General features: G+C 50.6%; 18 protein-coding genes. 3 read left to right on the forward strand and 15 right to left on the reverse strand.

Annotated features, from left to right (window positions below; genetic code table 11):
• Position 1: 1 nt before the first annotated feature.
• From ACN0YN_RS09410 to ACN0YN_RS09420, 3 genes are all read right to left on the reverse strand, one after another.
• Positions 2 to 1,354, reverse strand: a complete 1,353-nt coding sequence (locus ACN0YN_RS09410) for a cytochrome ubiquinol oxidase subunit I (protein ID WP_417384745.1) — start codon at positions 1,352 to 1,354, stop codon at positions 2 to 4.
• A 69-nt stretch (positions 1,355 to 1,423) separates the two neighbouring features.
• A complete protein-coding gene (locus ACN0YN_RS09415; RefSeq protein ID WP_417384746.1) occupies positions 1,424 to 2,371 on the reverse strand; it encodes a M28 family peptidase in 948 nt (315 codons plus the stop codon).
• Positions 2,372 to 2,426: 55 nt separating this feature from the next.
• A complete protein-coding gene (locus tag ACN0YN_RS09420) occupies positions 2,427 to 3,230 on the reverse strand; it encodes a sulfite exporter TauE/SafE family protein (protein ID WP_417384747.1) in 804 nt (267 codons plus the stop codon).
• A gap of 338 nt (positions 3,231 to 3,568) precedes the next feature.
• On the opposite strand from ACN0YN_RS09420, the gene ACN0YN_RS09425 reads away from it, so the two are divergent.
• Entirely contained in the window at positions 3,569 to 4,069 is a 501-nt protein-coding gene (locus ACN0YN_RS09425; RefSeq protein ID WP_417384748.1) for a TlpA disulfide reductase family protein, read from the forward strand.
• On the opposite strand, the gene ACN0YN_RS09430 is transcribed toward ACN0YN_RS09425, so the two are convergent.
• Positions 4,059 to 4,811: a DUF1614 domain-containing protein gene (locus ACN0YN_RS09430; protein WP_417384749.1), complete on the reverse strand. Its 753-nt coding sequence runs from the start codon at positions 4,809 to 4,811 to the stop codon at positions 4,059 to 4,061. The two genes, ACN0YN_RS09425 and ACN0YN_RS09430, sit on opposite strands and share 11 nt — an antisense overlap.
• A 227-nt stretch (positions 4,812 to 5,038) precedes the next feature.
• Here ACN0YN_RS09430 and aroC point away from each other — a divergent pair, with 227 nt between their 5' ends.
• Together aroC and ACN0YN_RS09440 are read left to right on the forward strand one after the other, a co-directional pair.
• Positions 5,039 to 6,187 carry a chorismate synthase gene (gene aroC, locus ACN0YN_RS09435; protein WP_417384750.1) on the forward strand — a complete coding sequence of 383 codons (1,149 nt, stop codon included), beginning with the start codon at positions 5,039 to 5,041 and terminating at the stop codon, positions 6,185 to 6,187.
• A 14-nt stretch (positions 6,188 to 6,201) separates the two neighbouring features.
• A complete protein-coding gene (locus ACN0YN_RS09440) occupies positions 6,202 to 6,630 on the forward strand; it encodes a secondary thiamine-phosphate synthase enzyme YjbQ (RefSeq protein ID WP_417384751.1) in 429 nt (142 codons plus the stop codon).
• Positions 6,631 to 6,648: 18 nt separating this feature from the next.
• On the opposite strand, the gene ACN0YN_RS09445 is transcribed toward ACN0YN_RS09440, so the two are convergent.
• The 11 genes from ACN0YN_RS09445 to groES form a co-directional block, all read right to left on the reverse strand.
• Positions 6,649 to 8,007, reverse strand: a complete 1,359-nt coding sequence (locus ACN0YN_RS09445) for a PQQ-binding-like beta-propeller repeat protein (protein ID WP_417384752.1) — start codon at positions 8,005 to 8,007, stop codon at positions 6,649 to 6,651.
• Positions 8,008 to 8,078: 71 nt separating this feature from the next.
• Positions 8,079 to 8,786, reverse strand: coding sequence for an EF-hand domain-containing protein (locus ACN0YN_RS09450; RefSeq protein ID WP_417384753.1), 708 nt, complete (start codon positions 8,784 to 8,786; stop codon positions 8,079 to 8,081).
• A gap of 352 nt (positions 8,787 to 9,138) precedes the next feature.
• Positions 9,139 to 10,470: a Gfo/Idh/MocA family protein gene (locus ACN0YN_RS09455; RefSeq protein WP_417384754.1), complete on the reverse strand. Its 1,332-nt coding sequence runs from the start codon at positions 10,468 to 10,470 to the stop codon at positions 9,139 to 9,141.
• A gap of 143 nt (positions 10,471 to 10,613) precedes the next feature.
• Complete coding sequence (locus ACN0YN_RS09460) at positions 10,614 to 11,246, reverse strand: gamma carbonic anhydrase family protein (RefSeq protein WP_417384755.1); 633 nt, start codon at positions 11,244 to 11,246, stop codon at positions 10,614 to 10,616.
• Positions 11,236 to 12,324 (reverse strand): DMT family transporter, encoded by a 1,089-nt coding sequence (locus tag ACN0YN_RS09465; RefSeq protein ID WP_417384756.1) that lies wholly within the window; start codon positions 12,322 to 12,324, stop codon positions 11,236 to 11,238. The genes ACN0YN_RS09460 and ACN0YN_RS09465 overlap by 11 nt, the downstream gene beginning before the upstream one ends.
• Positions 12,311 to 12,517 (reverse strand): DNA gyrase inhibitor YacG, encoded by a 207-nt coding sequence (locus ACN0YN_RS09470; protein WP_417384757.1) that lies wholly within the window; start codon positions 12,515 to 12,517, stop codon positions 12,311 to 12,313. Before ACN0YN_RS09470 ends, ACN0YN_RS09465 begins: the two co-directional genes overlap by 14 nt.
• Before the next feature lie 182 nt (positions 12,518 to 12,699).
• The gene (locus ACN0YN_RS09475; RefSeq protein ID WP_417384758.1) at positions 12,700 to 12,996 is read right to left on the reverse strand and encodes an FmdB family zinc ribbon protein; all 297 of its coding nucleotides are present in this window, start codon (positions 12,994 to 12,996) and stop codon (positions 12,700 to 12,702) included.
• 38 nt (positions 12,997 to 13,034) lie between these two features.
• Positions 13,035 to 13,592, reverse strand: coding sequence for a nucleotide exchange factor GrpE (grpE, locus tag ACN0YN_RS09480; protein WP_417384759.1), 558 nt, complete (start codon positions 13,590 to 13,592; stop codon positions 13,035 to 13,037).
• A 77-nt stretch (positions 13,593 to 13,669) separates the two neighbouring features.
• Entirely contained in the window at positions 13,670 to 14,800 is a 1,131-nt protein-coding gene (gene dnaJ, locus ACN0YN_RS09485; protein ID WP_417384760.1) for a molecular chaperone DnaJ, read from the reverse strand.
• 180 nt (positions 14,801 to 14,980) lie between these two features.
• A complete protein-coding gene (gene groL / locus ACN0YN_RS09490; protein WP_417384761.1) occupies positions 14,981 to 16,600 on the reverse strand; it encodes a chaperonin GroEL in 1,620 nt (539 codons plus the stop codon).
• Positions 16,601 to 16,761: 161 nt separating this feature from the next.
• Entirely contained in the window at positions 16,762 to 17,052 is a 291-nt protein-coding gene (gene groES / locus ACN0YN_RS09495) for a co-chaperone GroES (protein WP_417384762.1), read from the reverse strand.
• Positions 17,053 to 17,160: the final 108 nt, after the last annotated feature.

Here is a 17,160-nt window from a genome sequence, read left to right on the forward strand (position 1 = left end):
GTTATACTGCTCCCTCAGTTTCTGATTCTGGCTGATTGAGAAGTTCAGGTCCCCGGCCGATGATTCGAGTTACCAGGAAGAAATACAAAACTGACAGTAACAGATACAGGCCCATAAACCCGAGGAGCGTAAACATGACATTTCCCTGTGAAATATTATTGGAAGCGCCGTCTGCGGTCTTCATCAGGTTATAAATCAACCAGGGCTGACGTCCGATCTCCGCCGTAAACCAGCCTGCTGTATTGGCAATAAAGGGAAAGGGGAGCGAGAGCATCAGCAGCCAGAGGACAAGACGGCTCGTATGCAGTTTTCCTTTCAACACAAGTACCAGGCTGACGCCCATCAATGCGATGAACAACGTCCCCAGCCCCGCCATGATGTGATAGGAAAAATACAGCAACTCAATGTTGTCTGGCCAGAGATCACGATCGTATTCGGTCAACCCTTTCACACGCGCATTCCAACTGGCGTGTGTGAGAAACGAAAGTGCTTTGGGAATGATGATCGGGTTATCGATTTTCATTTCCTGAAGATTGGGTTGCCCCAGGATGATCAGTCCAGCACCGTCTTCAGTATGAAAGTGCCCTTCCATGGCTGCGAATTTGACAGGCTGATGTTGTTGTACCTGTTTGGCTTCCCAGTCCCCGGTGGGCATCGCGGCAATCATGCTGGCGGGAAAACCAACCAGCACTGCGATGGTCAGGTATCGACGAGAAACTTCCTGATGCTGCTGTTTCAAAAGATGAAAGGCGGCAATCGATGCCATGGTGAAACTGCCCGTGATGACAGATCCTGTCATGGTGTGAAGATATTGTTTGATTGCCCAGGGATTGCTGAGTAATGCTCCGATACTGGTTAATTGATAAACGCCATCTTCACCGATTTGATAGCCGACCGGGTGCTGCAGGAAAGCATTCGTACAAATGATAAAATAGCCGCTCAACCAGGTTCCCAGAAACAGAAGGAAGGAGACCAGGCAATGCATACGCTTCCCCAGTTTCTTTTCACCGAAGATCAGCAGATAGAGAAAGGTTGACTCCAGGAAGAACGCAAAGACCCCCTCCATCGCCAGAGTTTGACCCAGGATCGAACCGGTCGATTTCACGAGTTGTGCCCAGTTGGTTCCGAACTGGAATTCGAGGGGAATGCCTGTGACGACCCCCATCAGGAACGTGAGCCCGAAGATCTTCAACCAGAACCGCGCGGCGGCATCGGCCCAGGGATTACCTTTCAAGCCTATACATTTCAGTATGAAGATTAATAGGGCCAGCCCCATCGTCAACTGGGGAAACAGGTAATGAAAGGAAGCCGTGAAACCAAATTGCACGCGATGTAACAACAGTGAATCAATCATGCCACTGATTCCATTTCGTAGCTGGCGGTAATCATTGAATCAGGCAATGTACTCATATTAATGGTTCTTTTACTCAGGGAGATTCTGCAGCCAGTAGATAATCACGGTTCCTACTTTTTCCAGGCTGGTTCCCGAGCAGTTGCGGGGAACATCGCGCGTGGTATGCCACGCTGGGTAATCAAAATCAATAATGTCACATGTCGGGATGCCGGCGATCTCATTCAGGGGGAGATGATCGTCCCGGATTTCAAACTTGGCTTGAGGAATAAACTCCCGTACTCCGGTCTTGCGGGCTGCTTCCCAGATGCTGCGAGTTAATTGAGGTGCATACTTCAGGCTGTTTTTTTCCATGAAGATTCCCAGGTTCCTGTCGGCAATCATGTCCAGCAGAACTCCATAGACGTACTCAAAGTCACGCGGTTCATTTTTGTACTGGGTGGCAAAATATTTTGAACCCAGGAAATAAGGATCATTCTGGCGGAAGACCAGTTCCTCGCCATCAAAGAAGACGAAATCGACTCCATAGCCCTGGCTGATTTTGAGTGATGGCATCAGGTTTCCCAGTTCCATCAGAAAGGCGACACCACTACCGCCATCGTTGGCACCAATGAAGAGGCCCTGCGGGTTGTTTCGATCGCGATCTGGAAACGGCCTGGTGTCGTAGTGACAGGCCAGCAGTATTCGTTTTTTGGCTTCCGGATGCCAGCTGACAATCATGTTATTCATGCGGACCGGGTTACCGGTAATGGGGTGTGGTGCATCAAAGGACTGGAACTGGACTTTGGCTTTGAGTTCCCTGAAATGGTCCAGAATAAGTTTCTGCTGCGCTGCCATGCCGGGTGAACCACTCATGCGTGATTCGAGGCGACAAATTTTAGTCAGATATCCAAACGCGCGTTTAGCATCAAATTCGGGTCTGTTTTCAGGTTCAGCTGCGATGCTGCCATTCAGGGAAACCATTCCAGCCAGGATTAAAAAGGACAGATAAACCGTCGTTTGTTTCAGTCGCCACAACATAAGTACCCGTTTCATGATCTGAAAAAGAAGATCATCCACAAATAAACGATTGCTGTTACATAAACAGTAATTTGATCGACATGCAGACAAGAGCAATATATAAAACCGTGCGGATGAAGGCATCCCCTTTTTTCACAGCCAGATTGGATCCAATCCAGCCCCCAACCGACATACCAATCATCAGGATCAGTCCGGTCCCCCACCAGATCTGTCCTTGCCAGGCAAAGATTCCAATGGCTGCGACCGTATAAACGGCAACGATAAACACCTTGTGCATGTTAGTTCGTAATAAATCGATATTCATCACATTGTGAATAATGGCAATCAGAATGAAGCCGACACCTGCTTGAATAAATCCGCCATAAAACCCTGCCAGGATCATCAGCAGATAACCGGTAACTGGTATGCGATCGTTTGCAGTCTCACTCGCAGAATGGTTTTCACTGTCAGCGATATCGGAAGACGAATCGATAACTTTCGGTTCCGGTTTTTTCTTTTTGCGATTACCAAGTACCATTGTTACCAGGACTCCCAGCATGACAATTGCCAGAATTTTGTTAAACCAGGCATTGGTGAGTTTCGTGCCTAAAAAAGCTCCAATGACGGTTCCCGGCAATGCGCACAGAGCCAGAGTCAGACTGAGGCGGTAATCGGAGAAGCCTTTCTGTTTAAAGCCTGCGATGGCTGTCAGGTTCTGACCTAAAATCGCGATACGAACCGTACCATTCGTGACGGCACCGGGGATATCCAAGAATACCATGATCGGCATCAGGATCAGCGAGCCACCACCTGCCAGAACATTCAGTATGCCGGCAATACAGCCGATGCCCGCCAGTAAAAGATAATGCCACCAGACCAACGGTTTCTACTTTCTTTCAGAAATTGAGTTAGAAGCTCTGACAGTTCTCACGGTGTGGGAATCGAATTCGATTGAGGGACCAAAGGGCCCTGCTGCTTATATGTTTCGTCTCTTGTTCTCGTCTGTTCGTTTTCAGCACAGTATAGTAAACTTGAACAGAGACTAAAGTGTAAAGCTTTCCCCGAGAGAGTACCAAGAGAATGAAGTTCAATTTACAACAAACATTCACAATCTTTTTTCAAAAAAAGCGAATCCGGCTTCCACTGATTGCTGCGACACTTTTATTTCTGTTTTCCAGCTGTGGCTCTGACACCAAAGAACAAACAGGGGCAGGTACAGTGAGCGGGGGCTCGGTTGAGAAACCTTCGCTGAAAATTGCAGACTGGCGCTACGTCGAGCAGGTCGTGAGTAAAAGTCAGGGGAAAATTGTGGTGGTCGATCTGTGGTCGACCTCCTGTCCTCCCTGTCTGCGAGAATTTCCTGATCTTGTTGCTTTGCAGGACCAGAACCCGGTTGAGGTCGTCTGTATTTCCTTCAATTGTGATTACTTCGGAGGTAAGAATTATCCACCCGAGTATTATCGCGCGCCGGTCGAAAAATTTCTCACCGAACAGAAAGCCTACATGACCAACATCATCAATAATGTGCCCGCGGAGGAATTGTTTCCCACGCTGGATCTGGCATCAATGCCGGCGACTTATGTTTATGATCGGCAGGGGAAACTGGTGAAACGCTTCGATAACGAGCGTCGTGAATATGGTAAGGATGGATACACTTACAAGCGAGATGTGGTCCCCCTGGTGGAGGGTCTGCTGAGAACGGCTCCGCCTAAACAATGAGAGCAGCAATCATGCCTGAGAGCACAATTCCGTCCCAGGTCCCTGCTCCGCCGATGCTGATTGATGGGGAATCCAGTTTTTTGAAGTCATTCCAGTGAAACAGGTCAGCTCCAATCAGCGGACCTGAAATGCCGATCACAAAAGCGATGGGGGCATACAGTGCCTGATAATTCATATCGGCATTGCCCGTTAAAGGTCCGATGATCCCAAAACCAAGGATCGTCGCGATTACCGACACCAATGGCGGAATGAAGACAGGCATCGCGATACCCATTCCCGGTACCAGCCGCGAAGTACGATAACAGACTATCGTATTCAGGCAGATTCCCACGATGGTTACCAGGACTGGTGTCAGGCCTCCTCCAATAATAAAACGAGAGAGCCAGACCGCCAGCAGGACGGGAATCACGCAGCCCCCCAGATTGACGGCGATGACTGCTTCCTGTCGCATTCGTTGCATTCTCGGCATCAACTGCATACCCGCCAGGGATTCAAAGACAGGGACGTTTACTTCCCGGTCGAGTGGAAAGCGAGAGATGGGGAAGTTAATCAGCGAGCCAAAGATCATCCCAAACAGAACCAGGATGGCAGCCTGAGGACTGAGGTGCAGATTGCGTAAGGCGGTCTCAGCCAGATCGACGAAGATCAGAGGCAGCATACAGCCCATGAAAATCATCAGACTCAGAATCATGCAGCCTGAAACGGGAGGCGTCTGAAATTGCTGTGGTGGCTGGGTCGACACTGTCTCTCGTCTTTCTTTTCTGTTCCATGACCAGACCTGCTGGTTCGATACATTTAAACAGGGTCCGGTTTTATGAACCCTGTTGAGCCGGTATTTTAGCGGGCATTACCAATTCCTGCAGGTTTGAAGCGGGAATATTCGGAACAATTCCTACCTTCTCGCTGAATTCATACCGCGGAGAGAGCCGGGAAGGATGAAATTCCCCGAAGTCCCGCTACAATCAGGGTATGGCAGGAAACAGTTTTGGACAAGCGTTTCGGATTACAACAGCAGGCGAAAGCCACGGTCCGGGCAATGTAGTGATTATTGATGGCGTTCCCCCGGGAATTCCGATCAGCGTGGAAGATCTGCTGGTTGACCTCAATCGCCGCAAACCGGGACAAAGCAAGATTGTCACGCAGCGGAAAGAAGCAGATCACCCGGAAATCCTCTCCGGTGTATTTGAGGGCATCACCACCGGAACCAGCCTGGCGATTCTCATCCGCAATGAAGATCAACGCAGTAAAGACTACAGCGATATCAAAGACAAGTATCGCCCCGGTCATGCGGACTACACGTACGATGCTAAATACGGCTTCCGTGATTATCGCGGTGGTGGTCGTTCCAGTGCACGCGAAACGAATGTCCGTGTTGCCGCGGGAGTGGTCGCCAAGAAGATTCTGGATGCCGCATTCGGCGGACGAGTCATTGGTTATGTGACTCAAGTGGGGCATCTCAAAGCAGAAATCTCCGATCCAACGTCGATCACTTCGGAGCAGGTCGAAACTTATGCGGATGGCACGATGAACCCGGTCCGTTGCCCCGATCATGATCTGGCGCGCCAGATGTTTGACTTCATCGATTCGGTCCGAAAAGATGGGGATTCCATCGGCGGCGTTGCAGAAATTGCCGCCATCAATGTTCCTGCAGGACTGGGAGAGCCTGTATTCGACAAACTGAAAGCGGATATAGCCAAAGCCCTGTTCAGCATTCCCGCCGTTCTGGGCGTCGAATATGGTTCAGGGTTCGGCTGTGCGACCATGCGTGGCAGTGAGAACAACGATCACTTTGTTGCAGAGGAAAGTGACGACAGTGAATCACCTGTGATCGCGACAGCCACGAATCGTCATGGTGGCAGTCTGGGGGGAATCTCCACAGGGCAACCACTTGTCTTTCGTGCCGCCGTCAAGCCAACAAGCAGTCTGCTGATTGAACAACCGACGGTCACCAGCCAGGGAGAGGCAACCACGATTCGCACGAAAGGGCGGCATGATCCCTGTCTGCTGCCCCGCTTTGTTCCGATTGCGGAAGCAATGATTGCGATCACACTGGTGGACCACTGGCTCCGCTGGCGAGCTCAATGTGCGGCGGCTCCGGATCGTACTCACAACGTTTAAGAGAGAAATCCAACATGGCCTGGATACAAAAGCAGATTCGTCTGCCTGCGTTTCGACGTGGGTTTCATATTGTCACTCGAGAAGTGCTCAGTGAAATCCCCGAACTCTCAACAATCAAAGTCGGGCTGATGCATGTTTTTATTATGCATACTTCCGCTTCACTCTCGATCAATGAAAATGCGGACCCCGATGTCCCCGTCGATCTGGAGATGTCTTTCAATAAGATTGCACCGGAATCATTTCCTTACGTGCATACCTGTGAAGGCCCCGACGATATGCCTGCACATGTCAAAGCCTCTCTGCTCGGAAATTCTCTGACGATCCCGATCAGCGAAGGTCGTCTCTGTCTGGGGACCTGGCAGGGAATCTATCTATGCGAGCACCGCAATCATGGGGGGAGCCGCCGTCTGGTCGTAACGATTCAGGGTGAAACGTCCGAATAGATTCGACTCTGACGACCTTTACTTTCCCACGCAGTAAAGATGTTTGTCTGAGCGGATAAAGAGGTCTCCATCGCTGATGGCAGGTGATGCGCTGAAATCTTCATTGTCATCGGTCAGGCGATTCACAGAGATCTGTTCCAGTTGATCGCTGGCCTTGATGACATAGGTTTCACCGGAGCGGGATGTGAAATAAATCTTTCCGTCTGCAATGACCGGTGACGAATAATCGCTGCCTCGAAAGCCTCCGCCGCCACCTCGACCCCCGCGTCCACCAAAGCGGTTGCCGCCGGCTTCCTCATCCCGGTTATCCGAGGCGACGGAATCTCCTGATTCCAGCCGACCACGGAAGATCCGTTCTCCGTTTTTAGCGTCGATACAGTTGACGATACCGCGCGAGAAGAAATAAATTCGTCCCTGGTACAGCACCGGTGTTTCAATCCGGTTGGCATCTCGACCCGTCCAGAGGATGTTTGTTTTGGTAATGTCCCCTTTGCCCCCTGCTTTGACGGCAATCGATCCACCGTTACGACCTTCAATGCCGTAGACGATGCCGTTCTCTGCAATCACACTGGAGCAATAGGTGTCTGTGTCCATAGCCTGGCAGTACCAGCGTAGTTTGCCGTTTTCTGGATTCATGCCCCAGATTTCATAGGGGACACCCAGAACCAGATCGGTTTCACCATCATCCCCTTTAACCAGAACAGGAGTGCCCCAGGTTGCGTTAAAGCCCGTTGATTCCTGGCGCCAGACCTCTTTACCGGTCTTTTTATCGAGACCCACGAGGGCTTCACTTTCAGCCGAAGCGGTCACAATCAGCAGGTCCTTGTAAAGAATCGGGCTTGATGAAGAACCCCATCTGCGAGGATCCAGTTCATCTCCGACGATCGTCTGCCACAACTTGTTGCCATCCAGATCGTAGGCGACTGCTCCCGATTTACCAAAATAGGCGTAGACATTTTTGCCATCTGAAGTGGGGGTATGCGATGCATATCCATGCTCGGCGAACATGCCTGTGTAGACATCTTCGGGAAGTACCGGTTTCACCGTTTTGTCCCAGAGGATTTTCCCCGATTTTCGATCCAGGCAGACCAGGTGTCTGAGCAGATCTTTTTGATCTCCGGGATCATTGCGAGTCATCCCGTAGCCCGACCAGCAGGTGACAAAAACTTTATCACCTACAATGATCGGACTGGATGAACCATGTCCTGGCAGAGCCACTTTCCATTTGAGGTTCTGCTGAGGACTCCATCTGTCAGGCGTCGCCTGCTTTTCTTCTGAAACCCCTGAGCCATTTGGTCCACGAAAACGCATCCAGTCTGCCTGAACGCTTGAGGAAATTAACATCAACAAAGCGAAGACAGCGATTTTAAGCTGCATGGCATCTTCCCTGGAACTGGATACGTTAATGAACCAAACGGATTACAGCGGTTGTTGAGTCAGGACGCAGATTAGTTGTCAGATTCGGGACGCTTGGGGCGATCCCCATCTGATTCACGACCACCGCGGTCGCCACGATCTCTGCCACCTGATCGGTTGCGAGCGTTGAACTGTTCTGACATTTTCTTCAACTCGTCTTTATCGACTTCCTTGTCTTTGTTGGCATCAATTCGATCAAACAAAGACTGCATTCTTTCGGGGAGTTCTTCCTTGGTAAGTTTGCCGTCTTTATTTTTATCATTGGCCATCATGCGTTCAACAAAGTCGCCGCCACTATTTCCACGATCACCTTCACGACGACCGCCAAAACCACCGAATCCTCCCGGGCCACGACGATCACCGTCACGACGACCGAAGCCACCAAAATCGGGGCGCAGTTCATCTTCGGTCAGTTTTCCGTTTTTGTCTTTGTCCAGTTTCTGAAGTGCGACAGTCGCGTTTTCGATCTCTTCTTTAGAGAGCTCACCGTCTTTGTTGACATCGAGTGTAATGAAGATTGGCAGCATCAGCATGAAATTAGGACGTCCGCCTGGACCTCCTCTGCCATCACGGGGGCCACCTTCCCGGGGACCGCGGTCACGATCTCCACGTTGACGTCCTTCGGGATTATCGCCTCTGCCTGGACGATCTCCCCCTTCAGGAGGCTGTGCAGATACAAGTGTGGAGGCACTGATTGCAAACAAAGCAGCACCAACTGATAATAGACGTGACATACGCATTTGAGGGTCTCCAGAAATGTAATTTAGAAATGTTAAGTCTCTTGATCCAGTGGGTTTACAGCACTGGTAATCTGTCAAATTGAGATCAGGTTCAAGGTCGATTTTCCACCGATCAATATCCTTCAGGATGCATTGATATGTTTGTGGAAGTGACTGTGTACCTCGATCACATTTAAGCTACAAAAATCAAACCCGGGAGACGAGAAAATGTTTCGAAAAACTCAATAATCTCAAAGAATTTCTGCGAACATGAAAATCTGGTGTAGAGACAATTTGTCGCAAAAAAAACGCCTGCAGGTAAACTGCAGACGTTTTAAAATCTATCGGATGGAAAACTACGATCAAACTGATGTTATTTGAACGCGGTGACCCCGGGCATCGCGACGGGGGGGACCGGAATCGGACCCCAATCATAACTGGCAGGAGTGAGGTCTTCTTTTGAATTCATGGCTTCTTCCCAGGTAATCGATTTCCCGGTATAAGCAGCCATACGTCCCATGATCGCCAGCATGGTACTCTTTGTCATGTAATCGCCGTTATTGATTGGTTCACCTGAGCGAATGCTTGCGAAGAATTCGTCATGTTCGACCTGATACATGTTTTTACTTTTGTTTCGGAATTCCCAGGTCTTTTCACCTTTTGGATCATAGATGCGATGTTTAAAGACATCGACACGTCCCTTGGTACCAAAGACATGATCAGAGACATCGACGGCACAGCCATCCTGCTGACGGCAGCGGCTGAACCCTTTCACGCCATTGGGATATTCATAGACAATGGCAAAGTGGTCATAGATATTGCCATATTCTTTGCCAGTACGCGTCTGTCGGCCGCCGGTCCCACTACAGGCAAGCGGGGTCTGATCTTTCATCGTCCACGCCATTTTGTCCAGGCTGTGAACATGCTGTTCTGTATTGAAATCCCCGGAAAGCCAGGTGAAATACAGCCAGTTTCGCATCTGCCATTCCATGTCGCTCCATTCAGGCTGCCGCTCAAACATCCATAATCCACGGGTGTTGTAACTGCATTGAATGGCCATTACATCGCCGACCGCTCCCTCGTGAATCTGCTTGAACGTTTCCCGCATACCCTGGTGATATCGCCAGCAGAGTCCGGAGACAATCGAAAGATTTTTTTGTTTAGCCAGCTTGCAGGTTTCCAGAACGGAACGCACACCGGGGGCATCAACGGCAACCGGCTTCTCTGCGAAGACATGTTTACCCGCTTCAATCGCAGCCCGCAGCTGCATGGGACGGAAGTGAGGCGGGGTTGTCAGCAGCACGACGTCGACACAGTCGATCACTTTCTGATATGCATCAAAGCCGACAAATTTGTGATCGGCGTCGACCTGAACCTGTTCGGCGACCGGATTCTTTTTCAGGTTCTGGAAGCTCTTATCAAGGTGGTCATAAAAGGTATCCCCCATGGCAACCAGTTTGGCATTTGGATCTGCTGCCAGCGCCTGTGCGGCGGCCCCGGTTCCCCGTCCACCACAACCAACCAGACCGACACGAATTACATCACTGCTTCCGGCAAACAGACCGGTTTGCAGGGATGTCAGCTGAGAGGAATCAGCGAATGCGGCACTCGTAAAAGTAGAAGCAGCAGCAACTGCTGCAGTGCCGTTCTTGATAAATTCACGTCGCGTCGTTGTGGGGGAAGTCTGAGGTCGGTCGGTATTCATTGGATAATCCTGAATTAATTAGTTTCATTGAAAAACTGAATCCTCAGGATACCATACTCAGTCGACTGTTTTCGAGGCAAAAAGCAGATGTGGTAAGAGGTTTTTATAAGAGAGTTTGAACCTGTGAACAGGTTCATCGGCCATTAAATCTCAGTCATCAGTGCATCGATATGATCTCTACCGAAACGCTGCAGACTGGCAGCGCCCAGATTCACATAGTGTTGCCAGGTCGCTTTGAGACGTTCCTGCTGCTGTTCGGTGAGTACTTTGATCTGCCGGGCCGGGCAACCAGCCCAGAGCGTACCGGGGGGAACGTGGATGCCTTCCCGTACCAGAGCACCTGCTGCGATTAACGCACCTTTACCGATGACACATCGACTGAGGACTGTAGCACCGATGGCGATCATGGCGTCATCTTCCACGATCGAGCCGTGCACGATGGCAGCGTGTCCCAGTGTCACACGATCGCCGAGAATACAGGGGTGTTGATAATCGGTATGCAGGATCGATCCATCCTGCACGTTGGTCTCTTCTCCGACTTCGATATATTCCAGATCGCCGCGCAGTACACATTGATGCCAGACCGTACTGCGTGCTTTGAGGCGAACTCTACCCGTAACAATAGCGTCCGGTGTAACCCAGGCTGTTGGATCGATGATCGGTGAAGAATGGAGTGCCTGCCAGTCGCAATCCACTTCCGGATAGGGTAATTCGGGAGGGACGGGAATCTCCGCCTGCATGCGGGGCCAGTCGGGTGAAGCGGAATCATGATTCATCTGAAGGACCTTTTTCCTGTGGGTCTGAAATATTGGCTGGCTGAGTCAGGCTGCTGTTCGGGATTGTAGGTCGTTTCTTTTCCATCAGGAATAAACCGCCGATTGTCAGAGCGGTTCCACATAACAGCCACACAGTTAACTGCTCACCAAAACAGAGGACACCGGCAAACGCTGCCATTGCTGTCTGAGATGCGTTTAACAGGTTGACCCGGGTGACCGTCAGATATTTCATGGAGGCACCAATGGCGAAAAACGCGATGGCGTTCATGATACCGCCTACCAGCATAACCAGGTACTGCCAGGGGGTGGTGATCCAGAATATGGAGATTCCCAGTCGATAAACGGCAACACCTGTCAGGCAGATCAGTCCTGTTGTGCTGATCAATACGAGAGTGGCGGAGATAGATGTTTCACCGCGGACTGAACCGCGAATCACTGCGCCGCCTGCACCATACGAGCAGCCGGCAAAGCCTGCTACAAAAATCGTCAATGCCACAGTCGCCATTGCGTTGGAATGATGTTCCATATTTTCGAAAACGGATTCCTCAGCCTGATGGGCTCCCAGGCTGAGGATCACGATCGCCGCAGTGAGAATGAGCATGGATGCAAACATGCGCGGCGTGATCGCTTCCTCCAGAAAGATCCGTCCCAGCAAAGCTCCCGTGGTCAACAATGTGGCGAAGCAGAGGGGGACGGTAAAGGCCAGTCCTCCCAGACTGAGCGACCATTGAAACATGACGTTGCCGCCAAACTGCATCACCAGCCCGGTCAGAATCAAGGGGATGACCAGTCGTCGTGGAGGCAGTGCGGGAAGTCCCTGAGATCCGCGGTAGATAACCAGAGCCCAGCCCACAATGGTGGCAGGGACTGATTTTAAAGCAGAAATCCAGATGGCCCAGTCCGCATTGTTATCGACAGCCGCTTCGCGCAAAGAGATGTTGGCTGCCGTGTATGCCAGCGCCGATAACAGGCCGTAAATCGTTCCTTTTGCAATGGGAGAGAGGCCAGTAGTGTGTTCGCTGTCAGGGTTTTCGGGGAGAACTGGAACGTCCGATGAAGTCTCTTTAATAGTCTTCACCTTCTTGCTCCAGTTGCTGCAACTCGATGAGACGCGGATCGAGTTCTTCTACAATCGCATAGCGGCCATCCGACCAGCGAAAGAAGTCAACATCGCGGCACTTCTTGCTGCAGAATGGAAAGGGGGACTGATCGTCGTTCGCCTGGAGCGTGACGACTTTTCGACATATGGGACATGTTTGTGGTTGGATCATCGGATCCTCAGACAAAAAGTGGAGCGAATTCAGAGAGTCTTATCAGACCTGAAATGGCACGTTGGTCGAAATGGTCCGCACGCTCACGTGCTCGCCTGACATTGACCACCTGTCAATACAGGGGTGATGGACCAGGAGTTTGATTCTCTTATAGATCATTCCCGTGAAAATATCAAAGGTAATCAGGAATCGGAAGATCCACTCTTGCTGGAAGCACCTGAATCACTGCCGCTTTTTGAATCCGAACTGGATGATTGGGCTTTGGAATCAGCGGCAGCGTCTTTTTTGTAAGAGCTGCTCCGGTAATCAGTTTGGTAAAAGCCAGAACCTTTGAAAATGATTCCGCCACCGGCACCGATCACACGTTTCGCTTTCAGTTTTCCGCACTCGGGGCATTTCCTCAGGGGTTTTGCGGTAATCGACTGAAATTCTTCCCATTTATGACCACACTGGGAACATTCATAATCATAAGTTGGCATCGATAGAGACTCACAATTAAAAAGGCAATGAGAAGTAATTAACTTTGGGCAGGACCGGATGAAACAATGACTTTGGTGGGGCGTACCACTCGGTCATTGAGAATAAAACCCTGTTCCAGCTCATGAATGACTGTCATCGGTGGATGTTCATCAGAAGGCATCTGCTGCAGTGCTTCATGCAGATTCGGATCGAACGGTTTTCCCAGGGCATCGATGGCTGTCACATTATGCTTTGAGAAGACATCGACGATCTGTTTTACCACCATTTCGACGCCCTGTTTCAGGTCACCAACCTGGTCGGCACTTTCGGCAGCGTCAACGGCTCGTTTCAGATTATCCAGCGCCGGTAACAGATCCTGGATAAAGGGAGCCGCCGCATACTGGCGGACCTGTTCCATTTCTTTCTGGTAGCGTTTGCGGACATTATCCAGCTCGGCCTGAGAACGCAGAAAGCGATTCTGATTCTCATCTCGTTCAGAAATTGCGGTCTGCAACTGTTCTTCAACGGTTGGCGCTTCTTCTGCCACTTCATTCTCCTCAACCGGAATTTCTTCGGCCTGGTTTTGAATCTCTTCTGGTTGTTCCATGTCTGTCATGTTTCTGACCTGCTACGTTCTCTCAAACTGTTTTGATTATATAGAAACCAAATTGACGGACTCAAATTTCACACTCTCTAATCAGAGTGTGTGAAGTATTCCTTCAATTTGTCAAAAAACGAATTACGGTTCGGGCTGCGGTGGGATGAGACTTCCGCGTGCTCAATCTCTGCCAGTTCACGCAGCAGCTCTTCTTCCCGCTCTGAAATTTTCCTGGGGACATCAATTTGAACGACCACATGCAGGTCGCCGCGACGACCGCCGTGGACATTCGGCATGCCCAGACCTTTCAGGCGATACACTTCACCCGGCTGGGTTCCCGAACGCACTTTGAGTTCGTGCCGCCCTTCCAGTGTGGGAATTTCAATGGTTGCCCCCAGAACGGCCTGGGTATAAGTAATAGGAACGTGGCAACTGAGTTGTTCGTCGTGTCGCTTGAAGAGCGGATGCTCATCGACGCCCACGCTGACAAACAGATCGCCGCGGGGTCCGCCGTTATAGCCGGGATTCCCCTGACCTCTCAGGCAAAGCCGGGTTCCATTATCGACACCGGGAGGAACGTCAACTGTCAGTGAGCTTTCCAGATTGATCCGACCGTCACCCCGGCAGTCGCTACATTTTTCTTTAATTATCGTACCTCCGCCACGACAGCGGGGGCACGTGGTTTGTACGCGAAAAAATCCCTGGGACTGTACGACCTGACCGGCTCCGCCACAATAGTCACAGGTGTCAGGAGATGTCCCTGGTTTGGCTCCGGAACCGTTACAGGTTTCACACGGCTCTTGCCGCATGATTTGAATTTCCCGCTCGACGCCTGAGGCAGCTTCGAGCAGATCAATCTGAATGGTCGTCTGCAGACTCTCGCCCTGGCGGGGGTGATTCCCGCTGCGCTGGGAAGACCGGGAGCCAAAACCTCCAAACAAGTCTCCAAAAGCACTGAAGATGTCGGACACATCGTGGAACTGATGCGCGCCGCCTGCTCCGAAATCGGCGTGCCCATAGCGGTCGTAATGGGCGCGTTTTTTATCATCACCCAGAACTTCGAATGCTTCAGCGGCTTCTTTGAAACGTTTGACGGCTTCTTCATCCCCGGGGTTGCGATCCGGATGATTTGCCAGCGCCAGTTTCTTGTACGCTTTTTTGATTTCTACGGTGGTCACTTCGCGCGATACGCCGAGAATTTCATAATAATCGCGTTTCGATGCCATAAATCACAACTCGTCGTATATCTAAAAGTTTTGAACACCACCATGTCCGCTCTGGTGAAGTTCTCACAATTGTAGTTCTAATCAGAACCGAAAAAAACGGGCCACCATTTTACGGCGGCCCGTCTGTTATCTCAACGTTTCTCCTGAATTCCAGTTACTGGACTCAGTCGTTTTCAGAAACTATCGAACACTGCCTTCGACGTCAGCCAGCTTTTTACCTTCGGTGCTGTCACTGCGGGTGACGAGTACCTGGGTCGTCAGCATCAGGCTGGCGATTGAAGCAGCATTTTTCAGGGCGTTTTTCACGACCTTGGCCGGATCAATAATTCCTGCTTTGAACATGTCGACGTATTCGCCACTGTTGGCATTATAACCTTTGGAGCCGGTCAGCTGTTTGACTTCATCGGCAACAACGGCACCATCAGTTCCGCAGTTTTCTGCGATCTGACGAATTGGGCCTTCGAGAGCACGGGCAACAATATTGATACCGATTTTCTCGTCGTCGTTTTTGCCTTTGACTTTTTCAACGGCTTCAATGGATCGCAGCAGAGCAACGCCACCGCCGGGGAGAATGCCTTCTTCCACAGCAGCCCGAGTTGCATGCAGAGCGTCTTCCATACGGGCTTTGGTCTGCTTCATTTCTGCTTCAGTTGCTGCACCGACAGAAATGATGGCAACGCCACCAGTCAGTTTTGCCAGACGTTCCTGATACTTTTCACGATCGTATTCGCTGTCCGTTTTCTGCAGCTGTCCGCGGATCTGAGCGACCCGTGCCTGCAGAGCTTCAGTTTCGCCGGCACCTTCGATCAGGGTGCAGGAATCTTTGGTGATTTCAACCTGTTTGGCCTGACCCAGTTGAGCCAGTTCCACTGATTCCAGTTTGATTCCCAGATCTTCAGAAATAACGGTACCACCTGTCAGTACAGCGATGTCGGCCAGCATGGCTTTGCGACGATCACCGAAGCCAGGAGCTTTAACAGCAGCAATGTTGAGCACGCCACGAAGTTTGTTGACGACCAGTGCGGTCAGTGGTTCGCCTTCAACGTCTTCAGCAATAATCAACAGTGGTTTCCCTGTCTGCGAAACTTTTTCGAGCAGAGGTACCAGATCTCGCAGAGCGGAGATTTTGGATTCGTGAATCAGAATATAGCAGTCTTCCAGAATACATTTCATACCTTCTGTATCAGTCACGAAGTAAGGAGAAATGTAACCTTTGTCAAACTGCATCCCGTCAGCGAAAGAGAGAGTGGTTTCGTTACCCTTACCTTCTTCAACGGTGATCACGCCGTCACGGCCTACTTTTTCAACAGCATCGGCAATCAGGTTTCCGATGACGTTGTCATTGTTAGCAGAGATGGCACCAACCTGGGCAATTTCTGCTTTTTCAGTCACAGGTTTCGCCAGTGCTTCGATCGCAGCGACAGCAGCTTCGACTGCTTTGTCGATGCCACGACGAACGATCATGGGGTTGGCACCCAGCGACAGGCCACGCAGGCCTTCCTGATAGATAGAGCGGGCCAGAACGGTCGCAGTTGTAGTTCCATCACCGGCGATATCACTGGTTTTGGTAGCCACTTCGTTAACCAGTTTCGCTCCCATGTTTTCGAACGGGTCTTCGAGTTCTACTTCTTTACTGACTGTAACACCGTCTTTGGTCACCAAGGGGTTGCCAAAATTTTTATCGATGATCACGTTGCGCCCGGTAGGGCCCATGGTGATGGCTACAGCGTCGCTGATAGTTTGCACGCCTTTTTGCAGCTTGGTACGTGCGCGATCTTCAAACAATAGTTGCTTTGCCACGCTTATAAACTCCTCTGTTTAACAGGAACGAACTTTCGATCGGATTGCTCCGTTCTCCCCTGCGTGATTTGTGATTGATTAAGATACTCGAAGCAGACAGAGATAAGCTTGTGTGTTGCAATGCAGATCTCTGTCCTGGTTGTTCGATTCAGATACGTTCTTTACTTGATGATTTTAGCAAGAATGTCGCTTTCCCGCAGGATTTTCACGTCTTTGCCACTGACTTCGATGTCAGTTCCGCCGTATTTTCCGTAGAGAACTTCATCACCGACTTCAACGGCAACCGGACAACGTTCACCGCTTTCCAGCAGACGGCCAGGACCCACAGCGATTACAGTACCGCTCTGTGGTTTTTCCTGAGCTGTGTCAGGCAGAACAATCCCACCAGCAGTTTTTTCTTCTGCAACATTGGGTTCAATCACGATACGGTCATCAAGAGGATTCAGTTCCATTATGTTAACTCCCAAGTATTCCAATTAGTCTGGTTGTATGTGTGAATCCGGGAGCAGTTCCCGGAAGTAATTTGTCTTATGTCGTCATGAGCCGATGCAGGCCCTGTT

Source organism: Gimesia sp. (assembly GCF_048260065.1).
Lineage (GTDB): Bacteria > Planctomycetota > Planctomycetia > Planctomycetales > Planctomycetaceae > Gimesia.